We start from the raw sequence: 17,630 nt of genomic DNA, 5'->3' as shown, positions 1-17,630 counted from the left end.
TAATGTTTTCAATACTTTTAAAAGAAAAAAATGACCGTAACCACTTCAATTAATCCGTATACCAGCGCGAAATTGAAATCCTATAAAAACCACACAGAGGAAGAAGTCTCACAGCTAATTAACATGGCAAATAAACGGTTTTATAGCTGGCGCGAAACATCATTTTCTAAACGAAAAAAATTAATGCTTTCGGCGGCTAAAGCGCTTGAAGATAATAAAATGGAGTATGCAAAAACAATAACTTTAGAGATGGGCAAGCCAATCTCTCAAGCAATTGCAGAAGTAGAAAAATGTGCGTGGGTATGCCAATACTATGCTGAAAATTCAGAAAAGCAACTTCAGCATGAAATCATTAAAACAGCGGCGCACAAAAGCTATGTGAGTTATGAGCCTTTGGGTGTTATTCTTGCAATTATGCCATGGAATTATCCGTTTTGGCAAGTATTTCGTTTTGCAGTACCCGCACTAATGGCCGGTAATATAGCTGTTTTAAAGCATGCTTCCAATGTATTTGGAAGTGCTTTAAACATAGAAAAAGTTTTTAAAGATGCAGGTTTTCCTGAAAATTGTTTTACCACTTTGTTAGTAGGAAGCAACGCAATTGAAGGAATTATTGAAAATAAAAATATAAAAGCGGTCACATTAACTGGAAGTGGTCCTGCAGGGGCAGCTGTAGCTTCAATTGCGGGGAAAAATTTCAAAAAAACAGTTTTGGAATTGGGCGGAAGCAATGCGTTGGTGGTGATGAAAGATTGTGATATGGACAAAACAATTAATACATGTGTTCAAGCTCGTTTTCAAAATACAGGACAGAGTTGTATTGCAGGAAAAAGAGTATTGGTTGACGCAGCTATTGCCGAAGAATTTATTAAGAAATTACTTATAAAAGTGCGGGAACTAAAAGCTGGCGATCCAATGAATGAAGAAACCTATGTTGGTGTTTTGGCACGCGAAGACCTTGCAGAAGAAATTGAAAAGCAAGTAAGTGCCTCTATAAAAGCTGGTGCTAAGCTTGAAATAGGAGGTAAGCGACAAGGGGCTTATTTTGAACCAACGGTACTCACAAATGTTACTGAAAAAATGCCTGTATTTAATGAAGAGACTTTTGGACCTGCATTATCCGTAACAACCTTTACAACAATAGAAGAAGCGGTGGCACTTTCTAATAATTCAAAATTTGGATTGGGGGTATCTCTTTTTACAACTAATATTGAAGCGGCTGAAAAGCTTGCTTTTCAGTTTGATGAAGGCGCAGTTTTTATAAATGAACTTGTTAAAAGTGACCCGCGATTACCTTTTGGAGGTATAAAACAAAGCGGTTATGGGCGTGAGTTGAGTGAACATGGTATTCGTGAATTTATAAACCGAAAAACAATTTATATCAATAAATAGTGGTTTTTTAATGGGCGATATTTTTTATGCTTCATCTTTTAAAATTATCTTTACGAGGAAAGAATAATTCATTATGAAATTCGGAAAAGTTGATAATCCTGAAAATATAGACTTTACACTTCCCAAAGATCATTTAAGATCTAAAAAAGTTCTTTCAAGGTATAAAAAAGTGGAAGTGCCAAACTTATATGTTGGTTGCGCAAAATGGAACAAAACAGATTTAAAAGGTTTTTATCCTCGCGATACCAAAGATGAGTTGGAATATTATGCAACACAATTTAATAGCATTGAATTGAATGCTACTTTTTATAGAATTTTTCCAGCAACTGTTTTTGCAGGTTGGTATGAAAAAACACCTGCTGATTTTAGGTTTTTTCCAAAGTTTTTTCAGGGAATTTCTCATTGGAAAAGGCTTCAAGATTGTGAAGATACTTTAAATGAATATATACTAAACTCTTCAAATTTAAAGGAAAAATTAGAAATGCCTTTTGTGCAATTACCGGGTAATTTCGGGCCTAAAAATATGAATCGATTAGAGCCTTTTTTCAAAATGTTGCCACAAGATATACAGCCTGCGATTGAATTTAGACATACAGATTGGTTCAATAATACGGAAGTGGCAGATGAACTTTATAACATACTTGAAAAGTATAATATTACAAATGCAATTGTAGATTCTGCTGGACGCAGAGATTTATTGCATATGCGGCTTACTTCGCAAACAGCTTTTATTCGTTACAACGGTGCAAATCACAAATCAGATTATACACGTCTTGACGATTGGATAGATCGTTTGGAAGTTTGGATTGAGCAAGGGTTGCAAAACATTTATTTTTTTGTTCATCAAAACCTCGAAAAAGCATCCCCTTTGCTTTCAGCACATTTTATAAAAAAAGCGAATGAACGGTTTGGTACCAACCTTCATATTCCACAAATGGATAACCCAAATACACTATTTTAAATGAACTTTCATACACGTAAATGGATAAAACCAGAAGATTTAAACCCAAATGGAACACTTTTCGGAGGAAGGTTATTAGAATGGATTGATGAAGAAGCAGCACTTTATGCAATAATTCAGCTAGAAAATCCGCGAACAGTTACAAAGTTTATGAGTGAAATAAACTTTAGAAGCTCCGCAAAAAAAGGCGATATTATTGAAATTGGACTTGAACCATCTGCTTTTGGTAGAACGTCATTAACTCTCGCTTGTGAAGTTAGAAACAAAATGACGCGTGAGGTTATCATTAGTATCGATAAAATTATAATGGTGAGCTTGGATGGTGATGGAAATCCAGCAGCACATGGAAAAACGGAAACCGAGTACGTTAAAGACCGTTTAGAAAAATAGTATTAAGCCAAAGCTTGAAGATCTTTCCCTGTAGGTAGTTCAAAAATTTCTAAGCCAAAATAAGGAATAGCAGCTAATAAATGATCGAAGATATCTGCTTGAATATGTTCATAATTTTCCCATCTTTTATCATAACTAAAACAAAAAATTTCAAGAGGAATCCCTTTCTCAGTTGGGGCCAAATGGCGAACCATTAAAAATAAATCTTTGTTTATTGCTGAATTTTCATTCAAAAAGGCATCAGCATAATGACGAAAAACGCCCAAATTTGTTTGGTTTCTTCCATTTATCAATAAACCTTTATCTGCTTCATGAGTTCGATTAAATTTATCTACATCTCTTTGGCGGTGCTCCAAATAAGGTTTTATAAGCTGTATTTCTTTAAGTTTTTCAACATCTTCTACAGCTAGAAATTTGATTGAAGATTGTTTAATAAAAATAGAACGCTTAATTCTTCGCCCTTTACTCTCTTGCATTCCACGCCAGTTTTGAAAGGAATCTGCAATCAAACTATAGGTAGGAATTGTTGTAAAAGTATTATCAAAATTTTGAACACGAACGGTAGCGAGGTTTATTTCAGTAACATACCCATCTGCTCCAAATTTGCTAAAGGTTATCCAATCGCCAATACGAACTATATCATTCACCGAAACTTGGATACTCGCTACAAAACCAAGAATGGTATCTTTAAAAATGAGAAGAATTACGGCGGAAGCCGCTCCCAAAGTTGTTAGGCTAGCAATGGAAAACCCGGTAAGAAGTTGAATGATCAAGAAGACGCCAATTCCCCATGCAAAAATCATCATTACTTGCACATAGCTTTCCATTGGCTTGTCTTTAAACCGTTCGTTTTCTTCTAGGAAATTACGCGTGCTTCGTAGAATACTTCTAAAAATATAGACAAAAAGTACTACAGATAAAACTTTAGTTGCAACCAATAAAAAATTGGTCATAAAAGGCGATTCAATAAAAATGATTGGCACTAAATGCCATAAAATTCCAAGTGGTAAAATATGGGCTACAAACCTTGGAAAATTACTTTTCACAAGATAATCATCGAATGTAGTTTTTGTTTTGTTGCTGAAAGCTTTAAAAGCTTCTACTATAAACTTTCTAAAAATTATATCAAGAATATAAACACAGACAAGAACAATAATGCAGTTTACAACTACATTTATAAAGATTGCCCACTGCAAGTGCATGCCTTCACCAACAAGGTATTCTTGTAATATGCAGCTATATGCTTGAAGTAAATCTTCGTTCATTTATAGGTATTTTTTTTCTACGTAAAAAGGTCCGAAAGGAAGTATTGAACACATAACAACAATAAAAAGGTCTAAAATGGACCATTTTAATTTTCGGTACATATATATGGCGCCCCCAACATATAAGACAAAAAGCACACCATGTGCCATTCCTACAATTTCCACCATTTGAGGCATCTCCCAAATATACTTTAAAGGCATTGCTATTCCTAATAATACAAGAAATGAAATGGCCTCCAAGGTGCTAATTAATCTAAATATTCGTACTGAAATTTCCACAAGCATATTTTTTTTGCAAAGATACACCATGCGTTGTTTAAGCCTATTTTTTATGAAATATTTTAGGAAAATTTTTAATGATTAGTTTAATAAAAAGAGAAGTTCTAATTGCAAGGTAAGGGAACATTTAATGTTTTATAGCTCCAATTTTTTCTATAACTAAAATGCCACCATTCTGTCCGTATGGTATTAAAGCCTACGTTTCGCATTCCTTCAAATAAAAGTTTTCTGTTTGCGAGTATTTCTTTTGAAAAATTATAGTTATCAATATGTGCTTCCCTGCCAAAATAATCATAATCGCTCCCCATTTCTACATAACAACCATCTAGCGTTTCTAAACTAATATCTACTGCCGCGCCTTTATTGTGGATGGAACCTTTACCGTAAGGATTGCCTACGTAGGTTGGGCGTGGAACTTTTTCCCACATTTTTTTTTGAACATCCAGGGGGCGATAACAGTCATAAATTTTTATACGGTACCCTTTTTCACAGAAGTATTGGTTGGCTTGCAAGAGTGCTTCTGCTACTTCGGGGCGGAGTAAACATTTTGCGCAGTCATAAAGTGTTTCTCCAATAAAGTTATTTGGCGTTGCGTAGCGAATTTCATACCTAAATTCAGTAGAAAGGTCTTCAAGACTTACAAGGGGTTCTTGAATTTTTTCTTCGGAAGAAAAATTAAAAAATAACAAACTAAAAAAAAGGACTGCTATTAATTTCATACTTCAAATTTAAGTAGAATTTAATAACATTAGGAATCGCTATTTGTAACTTTGAAAAAAAATAAAATAATGAATGATTTAGGAACAAAATCCGCATTAGTAACTGGCGGAACAAAAGGAATAGGTTATGGAATAGCGGCTGCTTTGCTTAAAGAAGGCATCAACGTAGCCATTACTGGAAGAACAAAAGAAACTGCCGAAGCAGCAGCGAAACAATTAAACGCAAATAGCAACGACAGTGCGTTTGCAATAGGGTTGGAGGCAGATGTTCGTAATTATGAAAGCCAACAAAATGCAGCAAATATTGCGATAGAGAAATTTGGAGGCTTAGATGTTGTAATTGCAAATGCTGGATTGGGTCATTTTGGTTCTGTTGAAGAACTTAGTATTGAGCAATGGCAAGAAACAATTGATACAAATCTTTCGGGGCCATTTTACTCTTTGAGAGCAAGTTTAGATCAGTTGAAAAAAAATAAAGGATACTTTATAAGTATTTCTAGTTTGGCGGGAACAAATTTTTTTAAAGGCGGAAGCGCTTATAATGCCAGTAAGTTTGGACTTACAGGGTTCACCCAAGCTGCAATGCTCGATTTGCGAAATTACGGAATTAAAGTTTCTACCATTATGCCAGGTTCCGTTTCAACACATTTTAATGGAAATGAACCAGACGGTAACGATGCTTGGAAAATTCAAAAAGAAGATATTGGAAAGCTTGTTATAGATTTATTAAAAATGAATCCGCGTACGTTGCCTAGTAAAATTGAGGTTCGTCCAACCATGCCTCCATCTTAATTTCTTTTACAAGAACAAAAAAAGACTGTCTTTTTAAACAGTCTTTTTTTGTTTGTTAAAATCTCTAAGTAGTTTATATTATTCTATTAGCTGTTTCACCTCTCCACAAGCAATCATAGCATCACCAAAATAAGGATTGAGTACTTTTTTATCTCTGCTTAACCAATAGGCGCCTTTGTTATTATCTGCCATTGGACAAAATTGATGAAATACTTTTTCATTAATTCCAAAAACTTCAATCGCATTTGCTAAGTGAGCTGAAAGTTGCTTAAAATGATTTCTTTGATTTGTAATTTCTGAAGTATTCAAAATAGAAGTTGCCGCCGTTTTTATTTCTTTTTCAATGTTCATCCAGTGGTTATGTACTTCTGTATCCGTTAATAATTTCATATCTACTTTGGTTAGGTTATTTAAGAGAGCTTTAGATATTTGAGCAGCATCTTTTGAATTTTCTTGAACCAAAGCATCTTTTAGGTTGATGTAATCATTAAATACTTTTTTCAATTGGTATTGAAAATCATTCGACACTTGTACTCTTTTATTACTGTTAAAAGATTTTTTATTATTTGCAGGAGTAGAATTCTCCATTCCAATATGGCCTTCATGCCCCGTTGCAATTTTGCCACCATCCTTATTCATCATCGATTTTTTACCTTGCAGTTGTGCCGCTGCATCGACTGTAAAGGTACCGTTGGTTACAATTACATCATCCTTATTTAAACCCTCTAAAACCTGATAATTTTCACCAATTTTAGCACCTAGTTTTATTTCACGCATTTCGAAGATTGCTTCTTCAGGATTTGTTTTTACATACACCACAGCGCGTTCACCGGTCCATAAAACAGCTGTTGAAGGAATTGATAACACTTGCTTTTCGGTTGAAGAAATTCCTTCAATTTTACCTTCTACAAACATTCCTGGTTTAAATTTTTTTTCTTTATTAGTAAGTACTACTCTTAATTTTACGGTTCTAGTTTTGGTGTCTAAAATAGGGTCAATAAAATTTACGTTCCCTTTAAATTCTTGGTTTGGATATGCATTGGTAGTTATGGCAATATCTTGCCCTTTTTTAAACAAGCTGATTTGATTTTCGTACACATCAAAGTTAGCCCAAACTGTTGATAGATCTGAAACTTTAAAAATGGGTTTCCCGTCCATAATATGAGCGCCTTCACTTACTGCTATTTCAGTAACGACACCCGAAACATGTGAGTAAATTGTAAAACTTGTTTTTACATTTCCCGATTTTATAACTTCATCTAACTGCGCTCCGTGAATTTTCCAGTTTTTAAATTTGTTTTGTACCGCTTTGTATAACTGTGGTTGTGACTCTCTTAAGCTATAGGTAGTAATTAACTCTTGTTGTGCAGCTACCAAATTGGCAGCATATATTTGCGCAATAGCTTGCCCTTTAGTTACTTTTTCACCTAAAGATTTCACGTATAATTTTTCTATTCTTCCATCAAAATGAGCGGGTTGTATGGCCGAATTATCTTCGTTTGCTACAATTTTACCTGCTAATTTAATAGCATTGTCTGTTACTTTGCCATTTCCTACAATGGAAGTTTGAATGTTTGCCAAGGCCATCGCATTTTTGGTAAGCTTGAATTGATCGGGGGCTAAACCGTCTGCGCTACTCTCCACAGGAATTAAATCCATTCCGCAAATGGGACAATCGCCCGCTTCGGGTTGCATTATTTGTGGATGCATAGAGCAGGTCCACATTTGATTAGTTTCTGTAACAGTATCATGATTGTGTGCTACCTCTGACTGTGAAGCCCCCCCAAAAAGGAACCAACCTAAAAGTAAACCTACAGCTAATACTCCGATGTACATAATGTATTTTTTCATTTTTCTAAATTTTAATACTTCTTAATCGCAGTGCATTTCCAATAACCGAAACCGAACTAAAACTCATTGCTAAAGCTGCAATCATTGGGGATAGTAATATTCCGAAAAAGGGAAATAAAACACCTGCTGCAATGGGTACCCCCAAAGTGTTGTAAACAAGAGCAAAAAATAGGTTTTGTTTTATGTTTTTCATCACCGCATGGCTTAAATGTTTGGCTTTTACAATGCCTTGCAAATCGCCTTTTACAAGAGTAATCATAGCACTTTCAATAGCAACATCAGTTCCAGTGCCCATGGCGATACCTACATCACTTTTTGCTAATGCGGGGGCATCGTTAATGCCATCGCCTGCCATAGCAACTATTTTTCCTTTTTTTTGTAGCTTTTCAACTTCTTTTAGTTTATCCTCAGGCAACATACTGGCTTTGAAATCTGCTAGATTGAGTTCTGATGCCACGGCTTTTGCTGTTTCGTGATTATCGCCTGTAAGCATGATCACTGCAATACCTTTATCTTGAAGCTCTTTGATTGCCTTTGCACTGGTCTCTTTTATTTTGTCACCAATAACAACGTAACCAACCACTGTTTTTTCTACCGCTAGAAAAGATACCGTTTTGCCTTGTCTTTGATAGATTTTAGCTTCGTCTTGTATTTGCGAGGTCATTTCTGCATGGGCATATTCCATCATTTTAGGGTTTCCTAAAGTAACTTTTTTATTATTTATAATTGCCTCAACACCTTTACCAGTAACTGCACTAAATTCCTCTGAACTTAAAGCTTTCGCATTATGTTCTTTCCCATACTTTACCGTTGCTTCCGCTAATGGATGTTCACTATTACTATTTAACGATACGATGTATTGAAGAATTTCGCTTTCGTTTAAATTGTCATTGAAAGCACCTACTTTTTCTACAGTTGGTTTTCCTTCGGTTATCGTTCCTGTTTTATCAATAATTAGCGTATCTACTTTATTTAATTTCTCTAGGGCTTCAGCATTTTTAATCAAGACACCGTTTTGAGCTCCTTTACCCACGCCAACCATAACCGACATTGGTGTTGCCAAACCTAAGGCACAAGGACAGGCTATAATCAACACAGCAATAGCATTCACAAACGCATAAACATAAACGGGTTCTGGGCCCCAAATAGCCCAACTAATAAAGGTGATTAAAGAAATAAGAACCACAACAGGAACGAAATAACCAGATACTTTATCTGCTAAGTTTTGAATTGGCGCGCGACTTCTGCTCGCATTATTCACCATGTGAATGATTTGAGAAAGCAAGGTATCACTCCCAACTTTTTCGGCTTTCATTAAAAAAGATTGGTTGCCATTAATGGTACCACTACTTACTTTATCGCTTATGGATTTGTTTACTGGAATTGGTTCTCCAGTTATCATAGACTCGTCAATAGTCGTTTCTCCTTCTGTTATTGCGCCATCTACTGGTATCTTCTCACCTGGTTTTACTTTTAGAATGTCATTTAGTTCTATCTTGTCTATACTGACTTCTACCTCTTCATCCTCTACTATTTTTATAGCCTTATTAGGCGCTAATTTTAATAATTCTTTTACTGCGGAATTGGTTTTACTGTGCGCACGTGCTTCTAAAAGCTGCCCCATTAATACCAAGGTTAGGATGGCTGTTGCCGCTTCAAAATAGACATGTACTGCTCCGCTTTCCGTTTTAAATTCTGCTGGAAACACCTCTGGAAAAAACATACCAAACACACTAAAAAGCCATGCTACACCTGCACCAATACCGATGAGCGTAAACATGTTAAGGTTCCATGTTTTAATACTCCTATACGCACGTTCAAAGAACATCCACGTGGCATAAAATACGACTGGAATGGATAATGCAAATTGAATCCAATTCCACCCTTTTTGTTCCATGATATCATACAAAGGATTGTTAGGAATCATCTCACTCATAGCAATGAAGAAAATAGGTACTGTAAAAGCTACAGCAATCCAGAACTTTTTAGCTAGTTTTTTATAGGTCTTCTCTTCTGCTGAAAGATCTGGTTGCATGGGTACTAAATCCATTCCGCAAATTGGGCAAGCTCCAGCTTCGTCTTTTATGATTTCAGGATGCATTGGACATGTCCATTGTTCTGAGGATGTAGTTAAAAAATTTTGTTCTTCAACCAAATCCATTCCACATACTGGGCAATCGCCAGCTTTATTATAGGTTTTATCGCCTTCGCAATGCATTGGGCAATAAAAGGTGCCTGTGCCTTTACCTTTAGGAGTTTCTTCTTTTTTCACCTCATGATGTTGATGCTCTCCAGGCAAGTGAATGCTATACCTGCCGTTAAACTTATCTAACGTCTTTTGAAATTTTTCTAATGGAATGTGTGAACTCATTTCAATAGTAGCCTCCGCTTTTTCCAAATTAACCATCGCAGTCACAACACCGTCAACTTTTGAAAGTGTTTCTTCCACGTGATTACGACAACCATTGCAGGTCATTCCATGTATATGATAGGTATGTTTCATTTTATCTAATATTTACAACAAAAATAAGCCTATATTGTATTTTCCATTTTCACAATTCGGATTCTTATTTATACAATTTTGTCTAATGGTTTTCTACCCCAGTCTTGTAACTTTTTATAGTCGGACATTGATAAACCAGTAATTGTTTTAAACTGTCTTGCCAAATGGCTACTTGTTTTGTAATTTAAGGAATAGGCTATTTCAGAAAAATTTAATTGCCCCAGTTGTATTAATTCTTTTACCTTTTCAACCTTTAGGTCGATGGTGTATTTCTCTATGGTAACTCCTTCATGCTTGCTGAAAAGTTTGCTTAAAGAGGTTTCCGTTTTACCAAATTCTTTAGCTAGCACTTTAAATAAGTCTTCTGTTTCACCTAGTTTAATTTTTTGAATAAGGGTGATTTTTATTTGTTCCACTAAAGCATCAGATTCATTTTTTATGATTTCAAAACCATTTTTTAAAAGCGCTTTTTCAAGCTTTTCTATACTACTGTTTTCACCTTTTATAGCTGTCACTTTTCCTAATTCTACCGTTTCTACTGTATAATTTTCAGCATTAAAAACTCCAATAACTGAAGCAATGCAACGGTTGCAAACCATATTTTTTATATAAATAGTTTCGTTCATTTTAATTACTTAAATAATTAATAATAGTCGCTTGCACATAAAAATTTCTTACTGATTCTATCCGCTCTATTTGAAACTTTAATTGCAACTCTTGAATATCTAAAACATCATTAAAATCAATAGTTCCTGTTTCGTAGCTTTTTACTAATATAGTTTCAGCATCTTTGGCCTGCTTTAAATTTTTTACTTGGGTATTGTAACTTATTCTTGCTGAAACCCTATCATTAACAGCCTTGTCTAAAATAGTTTCCAAAGTATTGAGACGTTCTTGTTTTTGCGCTTCAATTTCTAGTTGTTGCAATTCGTTTTGTTTGGTTTGCGACTTGTATTTTTTGTTGAAAATAGGAATTGAAATCGATACCGATGGCATAAAAACATCCTTTCCGTTATCACTAAAATTCATATTCGGCATCTCTGAAACAGCGATATAATCTAATCCAAAACCAATCATCGGACTGCTTTCTTTTTGATTCAGGAATTCAGACTGTTCAACCGAATGATACAGCTTGTCATATTTCAACAACTCTGGATGCAAAGCCACATTTTCAGTAGTTGTTTCTATTTCTTCCGAAGGCAAATACAATGCATTTATAACCTCAATTGCAATGCTTTTATCCCTGTTTAAAAGTTTATTAAACGTAGTTTGTTCTGCTATAAATTGTTGATTAAGAATTGCTAATAATTGTTGCATTTCGTTTTGACGCATTTGCAAACGCAACACATCTACTGCCGATGCTTTTTCAACTTCAACCGAAGTTAATGCCAATTTTTCGTAGGTTTCAAGCAGTTTAATGTTTTCTGCTAAAACGGCTTGTTTTGCTTTGTTTGCATACAGATTATAATACGATTGCGATACTGAAGCTACCAATTTTCGTTTGGCGATTACAATGTCTTCGTATTTAGCATCTGCCAAAGCAGTTGCATAATTTTCTCTTGCAGTAATGTTTCCAAACCAAGGTAGCATTTGTTTTGCTGAGACTTTAAAACGCTGCGGCCCTGTGCGCGTTTCGGGTTCGCTTACAAAAAAACCAGCACCAAATTCGGTATTGGGAAACGTGTTTGCTTCATTTACTTTTTCGGAAGCAATGCTGTATTGCAATTCGAATTTTTGAATCTCTGGATTGTTCTCTAAAGCTTCATTAATAAGCGTTTCTAGTTCTTGAGCATTTCCTTTAAGAATAAAGAGAAAAGAACAAAGAACAAAGATTGTTTTTATTATGATTTGTTTATTATTTATTTTCATAGTGTATGTTTTAGTCTAACCTCTATTTTCTATTTCTCTAACCTTTTCACTCTAATTTCTTCCCTCCAACTATACAGCACAGGTACTATAAAATACGAAGTAACATCAATCACCATTCCGCCAAAAATTGGAATTGCCATTGGTATCATAATATCGCTTCCTTTTCCGGTGGATGTTAATACGGGTAACAACGCCAAAATAGTGGTAACGGTTGTCATTAAACACGGACGAATACGTTTTTCGGCAGCTTGTAAAGCAGAAGCTCTAATGTTCTTTTTATCCGAAGGTTTTTCGCGTTCAAAAGTTTGAGTAAGGTAGGTTGCCATAACCACGCCATCGTCTGTAGCAATACCAAATAGCGCAATAAAGCCAACCCAAACGGCGACACTTAAATTGATGGTTTTCATATTGAAAAGATCGCGCATATTCTCGCCAAACAGATTAAAATTGAAAAACCAATCTTGCCCATACAGCCAAATCATAATAAAGCCACCCGCAAAAGCAACCGTAATTCCTGTAAAAACCATTAGCGAAGTGCTTACAGATTTAAACTGAAAATATAGAATCAAGAAAATAATAGCCAATGCCAAAGGCACAACAACCGATAATGTTTTTTCTGCTCGCAGTTGATTTTCATACGTTCCAGTGAATTTATAACTAATGCCTTTCGGAACGATTAACTCGCCCGTATCTATTTTCTGCTGCAACAAGGCTTGCGCATTTTCAACCACATCTACTTCGGCAAAACCATCTAGTTTATCAAACAGCACATAGCCAACTAAAAAAGTATCTTCACTTTTTATTACTTGTGGGCCTTGTTCGTAACGGATAGTCGCCAATTCGCTTAACGGAATTGGGCTCCCTTTTTCAACAGGAATATAAATGTCTTTTATGTCTTCTGGGGTGCCACGCAATTCTCTTGGATAACGCACACGAACTCCATAACGCTCGCGTCCTTCTACAGTTTGGGTTAAGGGCACACCACCAATGGCGACTTTTAATACCGTTTGTACCGTTTCGATTGATATGCCATAACGGGCTATTTTTTCCCTATCAATATCGATTAATAAATAGGGTTTTCCTACAATTCTATCGGCAAAAACAGCTTCTGTTTTAACACCTTCGGCTTGTTTTAAAAGACCTTCTATTTGTAATCCAAAAGCTTCAATCTGTTTTAAATCTTGTCCTTTTACTTTTATTCCCATGGGTGCACGCATACCTGTTTGCAGCATAACCAATCGGGTTTCAATAGGTTGTAATTTTGGGGCAGAAGTCACACCAGGAAGCTTGGTAACTTTTACAATTTCATTCCAAATATCGTCTGGACTATTAATTTCTGGTCGCCAATTTCGGAAGTATTCACCATCGTTGTCTTCAATTAATTGAGACCATTCGACTGCACTCAAGGGAACATTTTCGGTATTATTAGGATTAGCTATAGCTGTTCCATCCTTCAATTCAAAAAAGCCATCAGCATTCACTTTATAGCGTTGTCGTTTACCTATAGCATTCCGCATAAATTCCGATTTATACTGAATCATATTTTCGTACATCGATAGAGGTGCTGGATCTAAAGCCGATTCTGTTCTACCTGCTTTTCCAACGACGGTTTCAATTTCTGGAATGGTTGCCACCGCCATATCTAATTGCTGAAGTACACGTTTGTTTTCTTCCACGCCAGAATGTGGCAAAGAAGTTGGCATCAGCAGAAAAGAGCCTTCGTTTAATGAGGGCATAAATTCTTTTCCGGTATTATTCATAATCCAAATTCCAGAAATAAGCACGGTTGTTGGAATCATTAAAAACAAGAGTTTGTTTGCCAATGCCCATTTTAAAATTTGAGAATAATAGCGTCTTAAAAGTGAGAATAATCCTAAAATTCCGAAGCAAATAATCGCGACAAAAACGAGGTTGATTAAAATACTTCTATCAAAACCTAAAGGTCTCCAGTATTCAGAAAGTAAGAAAACGATCGCTGCCGAAGAAATAATAATGTTGACAAGGTTTTTTGAAAGTGAAATGCGAAAAGTAAAAAGCGAAAAATGGATGCTTTTTGATAGTACATAAGGTGTTATTCCAAAAGCAACTAACACAATTCCTAACCAATTTCCGCTTATCATTATTGCAATTCCAGCAACTATTAAAGCCCCATTTATGCTATGTTTAAACGAATTTTTAAGCGTTGTTTTTCTGAATAAATACGCCGCAAATGGCGGAATTAAAAACAAGGCAATCACCAAAGAAGCCGATAAGGCCATTGTTTTTGTAAATGCTAAAGGTCTAAATAGTTTTCCTTCGGCACCAATCATTGTAAATACAGGTACAAAACTGATTATTGTTGTTAATACGGCCGTTAAAATGGCTCCCGAAACTTCGGAAGTGGCGTTGTAAACGACTTCATTTATAGTCAGCTCGGTGCCATCTTCTCGTGATCGTAATTTTTTGTCATCGAGATGTCGAATCATATTTTCGGCAAGTATAACGCCTACATCCACCATCGTTCCAATAGCAATGGCAATACCAGAAAGCGCTACAATATTGGCATCGACTTCGAATAATTTCATTGTTACAAAAACCATTAACACAGCAACAGGCAACAATCCAGAAATTAAAATGGAAGCTCGCAAATTGAAAACCATTACAATAATTACCAAAATGGTAATTAGAATTTCGAGTGTCAACGCTTCATTAAGTGTGTCTAAGGTTTCGTGAATAAGTTCAGTACGGTCGTAAAAAGGAACGATTGTTAATTGAGAAGTGCGCCCGTCGGCCAAAATTTTTGAAGGCAAACCGTCTTTAAGTTCGGCAATTTTTTCTTTTACATTGGTAATCACTTCCATTGGGTTGGCACCATAGCGTGCCACTACAACGCCGCCAACAACTTCTGCGCCTTCTTTATCTAATATGCCTCTTCGTGCAGCTGGGCCTAAGGAAACTTTTGCGATGTCTTTTATTTTGATTGAAGTAAAATCTTCTGAGGTAACCACAGCCTTTTCAATATCTTCAATCGATTTTACATAGCCTAAACCGCGCACTATATATTCTGCTTGATTTATTTCTATGGTCTGCGCGCCAATATCTTGATTGCTTTCTTTTACCGATTTTACAATTTGATTTAAACTGATATTGTATTGGCGCATTAATTCTGGATTCACATCAATTTGATATTCTTGAACAAAACCACCTATAGAAGCCACTTCAGAGACGCCACTTGCAGATGACAAGCCATATTTTACATAGTAATCTTGAATGCTGCGTAATTCGTGCAAATCCCAACCGCCAGTAACATTTCCGTTTTTGTCACGACCTTCAAGGGTATACCAAAATATTTGTCCCAAACCTGTAGCATCGGGTCCTAATGCAGGATTTACACTTTCGGGAAGTACGCCGCTGGGTAAGGAATTTAGTTTTTCTAAAATGCGACTTCGGCTCCAATAAAATTCAATGTCTTCCTCAAAAATGATATAAATACTCGAAAACCCAAACATAGAGGAACTACGTATGGTTTTTACGCCTGGAATGCCGAGCAGGGAAGTGGTTAGCGGATAGGTTATTTGGTCTTCGATATCTTGAGGCGATCGTCCGTCCCATTTGGTGAAAACAATTTGTTGGTTTTCACCAATATCTGGAATGGCATCTACCGCAATAGGGTTACTAGGCAGAAAGCCAGTATCCCAATTAAAAGGTGCGTTTACAATTCCCCAACCTATAAAAAGGACGAGCAGTAAAACGGCTACGAATTTATTTTCTATTAAAAATTTGATGCTTTTATTTAGCATTGCATTTAAGATTTTAGTAGTGAGTACAAAGTATTAAGTACAGGAATGCATGAAATTTTTTTAAAAACTTCATATACAAAAGGGTGCTAACGCAAAATCAATTTGCATTACATCCAACTACGAAAAAAATCAAATTAAATAGCTCTCATCAAGCTTGAAGAGTTGTTTGCTGAGACGAGGAGGTTTATACTGTCTATATAAGGTTAGATGAGGAGCTATATCTTCAAAAAGGGTATGGTATGTATAAACAAAAGAAGCAATAAAAAGCTGCTGCTCAAGTGAAATGGTATCGACTTGTAGCTTTAATTCATTTTGGCCATCAACAAGGGTTTGTTCGTCGTTGCAGCAATTCATTTTTGTGATAGAACATCCTTCTCCTAAAGGTTTTTCCATGTCCATGCCACAACCTTTTGCTTTATGTAATATAGCAGTTTCAACCAAAATATCGCCACAATAATGCATGTTTACAGTGAACGACATTGTAGAAAATAATACTACAAGCGCTAATGTAAAAGACATTAACTTATGAAATAGTTGCTTCATCTTAGTTTCAAAGATATAAAATAAAACCAAATTTTAATTTTGTTTAACAGTACGTATTGCGGAATGGCAGATATAGTAACGTTAATTTTTCAGTTTTGCTGTTTATTTTAATATAAAAAAAAGAGACTGTCTATAAAGGCAGTCTCTTTGCTTAAGTGTTTAAATTCTATTATTTAGTTTGCAGAGAGCAATGCCAAAAACTTATCAAGGTTTGGTAAAATTACAATACGCGTTCTTCTATTTGAAGCACGACCTTCCTTGGTTTCATTTTCTGTTAAAGGATGAAAACTACTACGTCCAGCAGCGATTAATTTTGCAGGATCAACTCCATAATCATCTTGTAATTTTCTAATTACAGCAGTAGAACGCTCCACACTTAACTCCCAATTATCTTTAATATACGCACCTGGTTTTACAGTTTGGCTATCCGTATGGCCTTCAACCATTACTTCTAAAGCAGGCTCACTATTAATTACATTTGCAAGACGCTCCAGTAAATTATTTGCTAATGGATTTACACGTGCACTTCCTGATTTAAATAATAATTTATCAGAAATTGTAATCATTACTACTGTTTCATCAATATCGATATTGATATCATCTTCTTCTCCTTCGCCAACCAAACTGTTGTCTAAGTTCTTTTTAAGATTATGCGAAACAATAAGATTCATAGAATCTTTTAATGTTTTTGCTTGTGCCAATTCTTGGGGATCTACATTGGCAAGTGCTTTTTTCATTTTCTCTTTATCATTTTCAGAAATTACAACTCCTTCAATTTCTTGAAGACGACTGTTATTACTATCTGTTAATGATTGAATTTTTGAATTGTAACTAGCAACGCGCTCTTCTATTTTTGCGTATTTAGCTTCAATTTCTTCTTTTTCAAGTTGAGTTTTAGATAATGTAGAACGGGTATCATTGTACTGATTTTCCAATTCTGCATACTTCTTTTTCGAAACGCATGAGGTAGCAATAAATGCTCCTGCAAGCATGGTTAGTGCAATAGCTTTTTTCATAATACTAAGTTTTTAAAGGTTTGTTATGCAAATATAACCGTAGGTACCACCAAAAAATTAGTTAAGGGATGCTATTGTTTTGTTAAAAGAAAACTAGCCAAGCCAATCAAAAGCATAGCCTAATACGATATAAAGGAGTATAAAAACGACGATGGTACCGATGCAGCCACATTTTCCGCCACCAATTTTTTTGGCGCCCCACCCTGCGAGTATAATTCTAAGCAATTTTTTCATAACTATAATTTTTAAATGAAAAATAGGTTAATAACCC

General features: G+C 35.4%; 15 protein-coding genes. 4 read left to right on the top strand and 11 right to left on the bottom strand.

The window, feature by feature from the left end:
• The first annotated feature begins 30 nt into the window (after positions 1–30).
• The 3 genes from ABJ955_RS00280 to ABJ955_RS00270 all read left to right on the top strand — a co-directional run bounded on the left by ABJ955_RS00280 (position 31) and on the right by ABJ955_RS00270 (position 2,743).
• A complete protein-coding gene (locus ABJ955_RS00280) occupies positions 31–1,392 on the top strand; it encodes an NAD-dependent succinate-semialdehyde dehydrogenase (protein ID WP_347372605.1) in 1,362 nt (453 codons plus the stop codon).
• A gap of 73 nt (positions 1,393–1,465) precedes the next feature.
• Complete coding sequence (locus tag ABJ955_RS00275) at positions 1,466–2,353, top strand: DUF72 domain-containing protein (RefSeq protein ID WP_347372604.1); 888 nt, start codon at positions 1,466–1,468, stop codon at positions 2,351–2,353.
• On the top strand, positions 2,354–2,743 hold the full coding sequence (locus ABJ955_RS00270) for a hotdog domain-containing protein (protein WP_347372603.1): 390 nt from the start codon (positions 2,354–2,356) through the stop codon (positions 2,741–2,743).
• 2 nt (positions 2,744–2,745) lie between these two features.
• Here the strand turns inward: ABJ955_RS00270 and ABJ955_RS00265 are convergent, their stop codons facing one another.
• From ABJ955_RS00265 to ABJ955_RS00255, 3 genes are all read right to left on the bottom strand, one after another.
• A complete protein-coding gene (locus ABJ955_RS00265; protein WP_347372602.1) occupies positions 2,746–4,008 on the bottom strand; it encodes a mechanosensitive ion channel domain-containing protein in 1,263 nt (420 codons plus the stop codon).
• Positions 4,009–4,293 carry a DUF3817 domain-containing protein gene (locus ABJ955_RS00260; protein WP_347372601.1) on the bottom strand — a complete coding sequence of 95 codons (285 nt, stop codon included), beginning with the start codon at positions 4,291–4,293 and terminating at the stop codon, positions 4,009–4,011.
• Between the two features lie 98 nt (positions 4,294–4,391).
• Entirely contained in the window at positions 4,392–5,006 is a 615-nt protein-coding gene (locus ABJ955_RS00255) for a M15 family metallopeptidase (protein WP_347372600.1), read from the bottom strand.
• 69 nt (positions 5,007–5,075) lie between these two features.
• Here ABJ955_RS00255 and ABJ955_RS00250 point away from each other — a divergent pair, with 69 nt between their 5' ends.
• Positions 5,076–5,798, top strand: a complete 723-nt coding sequence (locus tag ABJ955_RS00250) for an SDR family oxidoreductase (protein WP_347372599.1) — start codon at positions 5,076–5,078, stop codon at positions 5,796–5,798.
• 78 nt (positions 5,799–5,876) lie between these two features.
• Here ABJ955_RS00250 and ABJ955_RS00245 read toward each other — a convergent pair whose 3' ends face one another.
• The 8 genes from ABJ955_RS00245 to ABJ955_RS00210 all read right to left on the bottom strand — a co-directional run bounded on the left by ABJ955_RS00245 (position 5,877) and on the right by ABJ955_RS00210 (position 17,593).
• On the bottom strand, positions 5,877–7,649 hold the full coding sequence (locus ABJ955_RS00245; RefSeq protein WP_347372598.1) for an efflux RND transporter periplasmic adaptor subunit: 1,773 nt from the start codon (positions 7,647–7,649) through the stop codon (positions 5,877–5,879).
• Positions 7,650–7,653: 4 nt separating this feature from the next.
• Complete coding sequence (locus tag ABJ955_RS00240; protein WP_347372597.1) at positions 7,654–10,152, bottom strand: heavy metal translocating P-type ATPase; 2,499 nt, start codon at positions 10,150–10,152, stop codon at positions 7,654–7,656.
• A gap of 68 nt (positions 10,153–10,220) precedes the next feature.
• Positions 10,221–10,778: an AraC family transcriptional regulator gene (locus ABJ955_RS00235; protein WP_347372596.1), complete on the bottom strand. Its 558-nt coding sequence runs from the start codon at positions 10,776–10,778 to the stop codon at positions 10,221–10,223.
• A gap of 1 nt (position 10,779) precedes the next feature.
• Positions 10,780–12,021, bottom strand: a complete 1,242-nt coding sequence (locus ABJ955_RS00230) for a TolC family protein (RefSeq protein WP_347372595.1) — start codon at positions 12,019–12,021, stop codon at positions 10,780–10,782.
• Between the two features lie 29 nt (positions 12,022–12,050).
• Positions 12,051–15,800: an efflux RND transporter permease subunit gene (locus ABJ955_RS00225; protein WP_347372594.1), complete on the bottom strand. Its 3,750-nt coding sequence runs from the start codon at positions 15,798–15,800 to the stop codon at positions 12,051–12,053.
• Positions 15,801–15,929: 129 nt separating this feature from the next.
• Entirely contained in the window at positions 15,930–16,343 is a 414-nt protein-coding gene (locus ABJ955_RS00220; protein WP_347372593.1) for a hypothetical protein, read from the bottom strand.
• Positions 16,344–16,516: 173 nt separating this feature from the next.
• Complete coding sequence (locus ABJ955_RS00215; protein WP_347372592.1) at positions 16,517–17,359, bottom strand: OmpA family protein; 843 nt, start codon at positions 17,357–17,359, stop codon at positions 16,517–16,519.
• A gap of 93 nt (positions 17,360–17,452) precedes the next feature.
• Entirely contained in the window at positions 17,453–17,593 is a 141-nt protein-coding gene (locus ABJ955_RS00210; RefSeq protein ID WP_347372591.1) for a hypothetical protein, read from the bottom strand.
• Positions 17,594–17,630: the final 37 nt, after the last annotated feature.

This window comes from Aequorivita sp. Q41, from assembly GCF_039831855.1.
Lineage (GTDB): Bacteria > Bacteroidota > Bacteroidia > Flavobacteriales > Flavobacteriaceae > Aequorivita.
The sequence above is the reverse complement of the archived record's forward strand: the minus strand, read 5'-3'. Positions and strand labels throughout refer to the sequence as shown.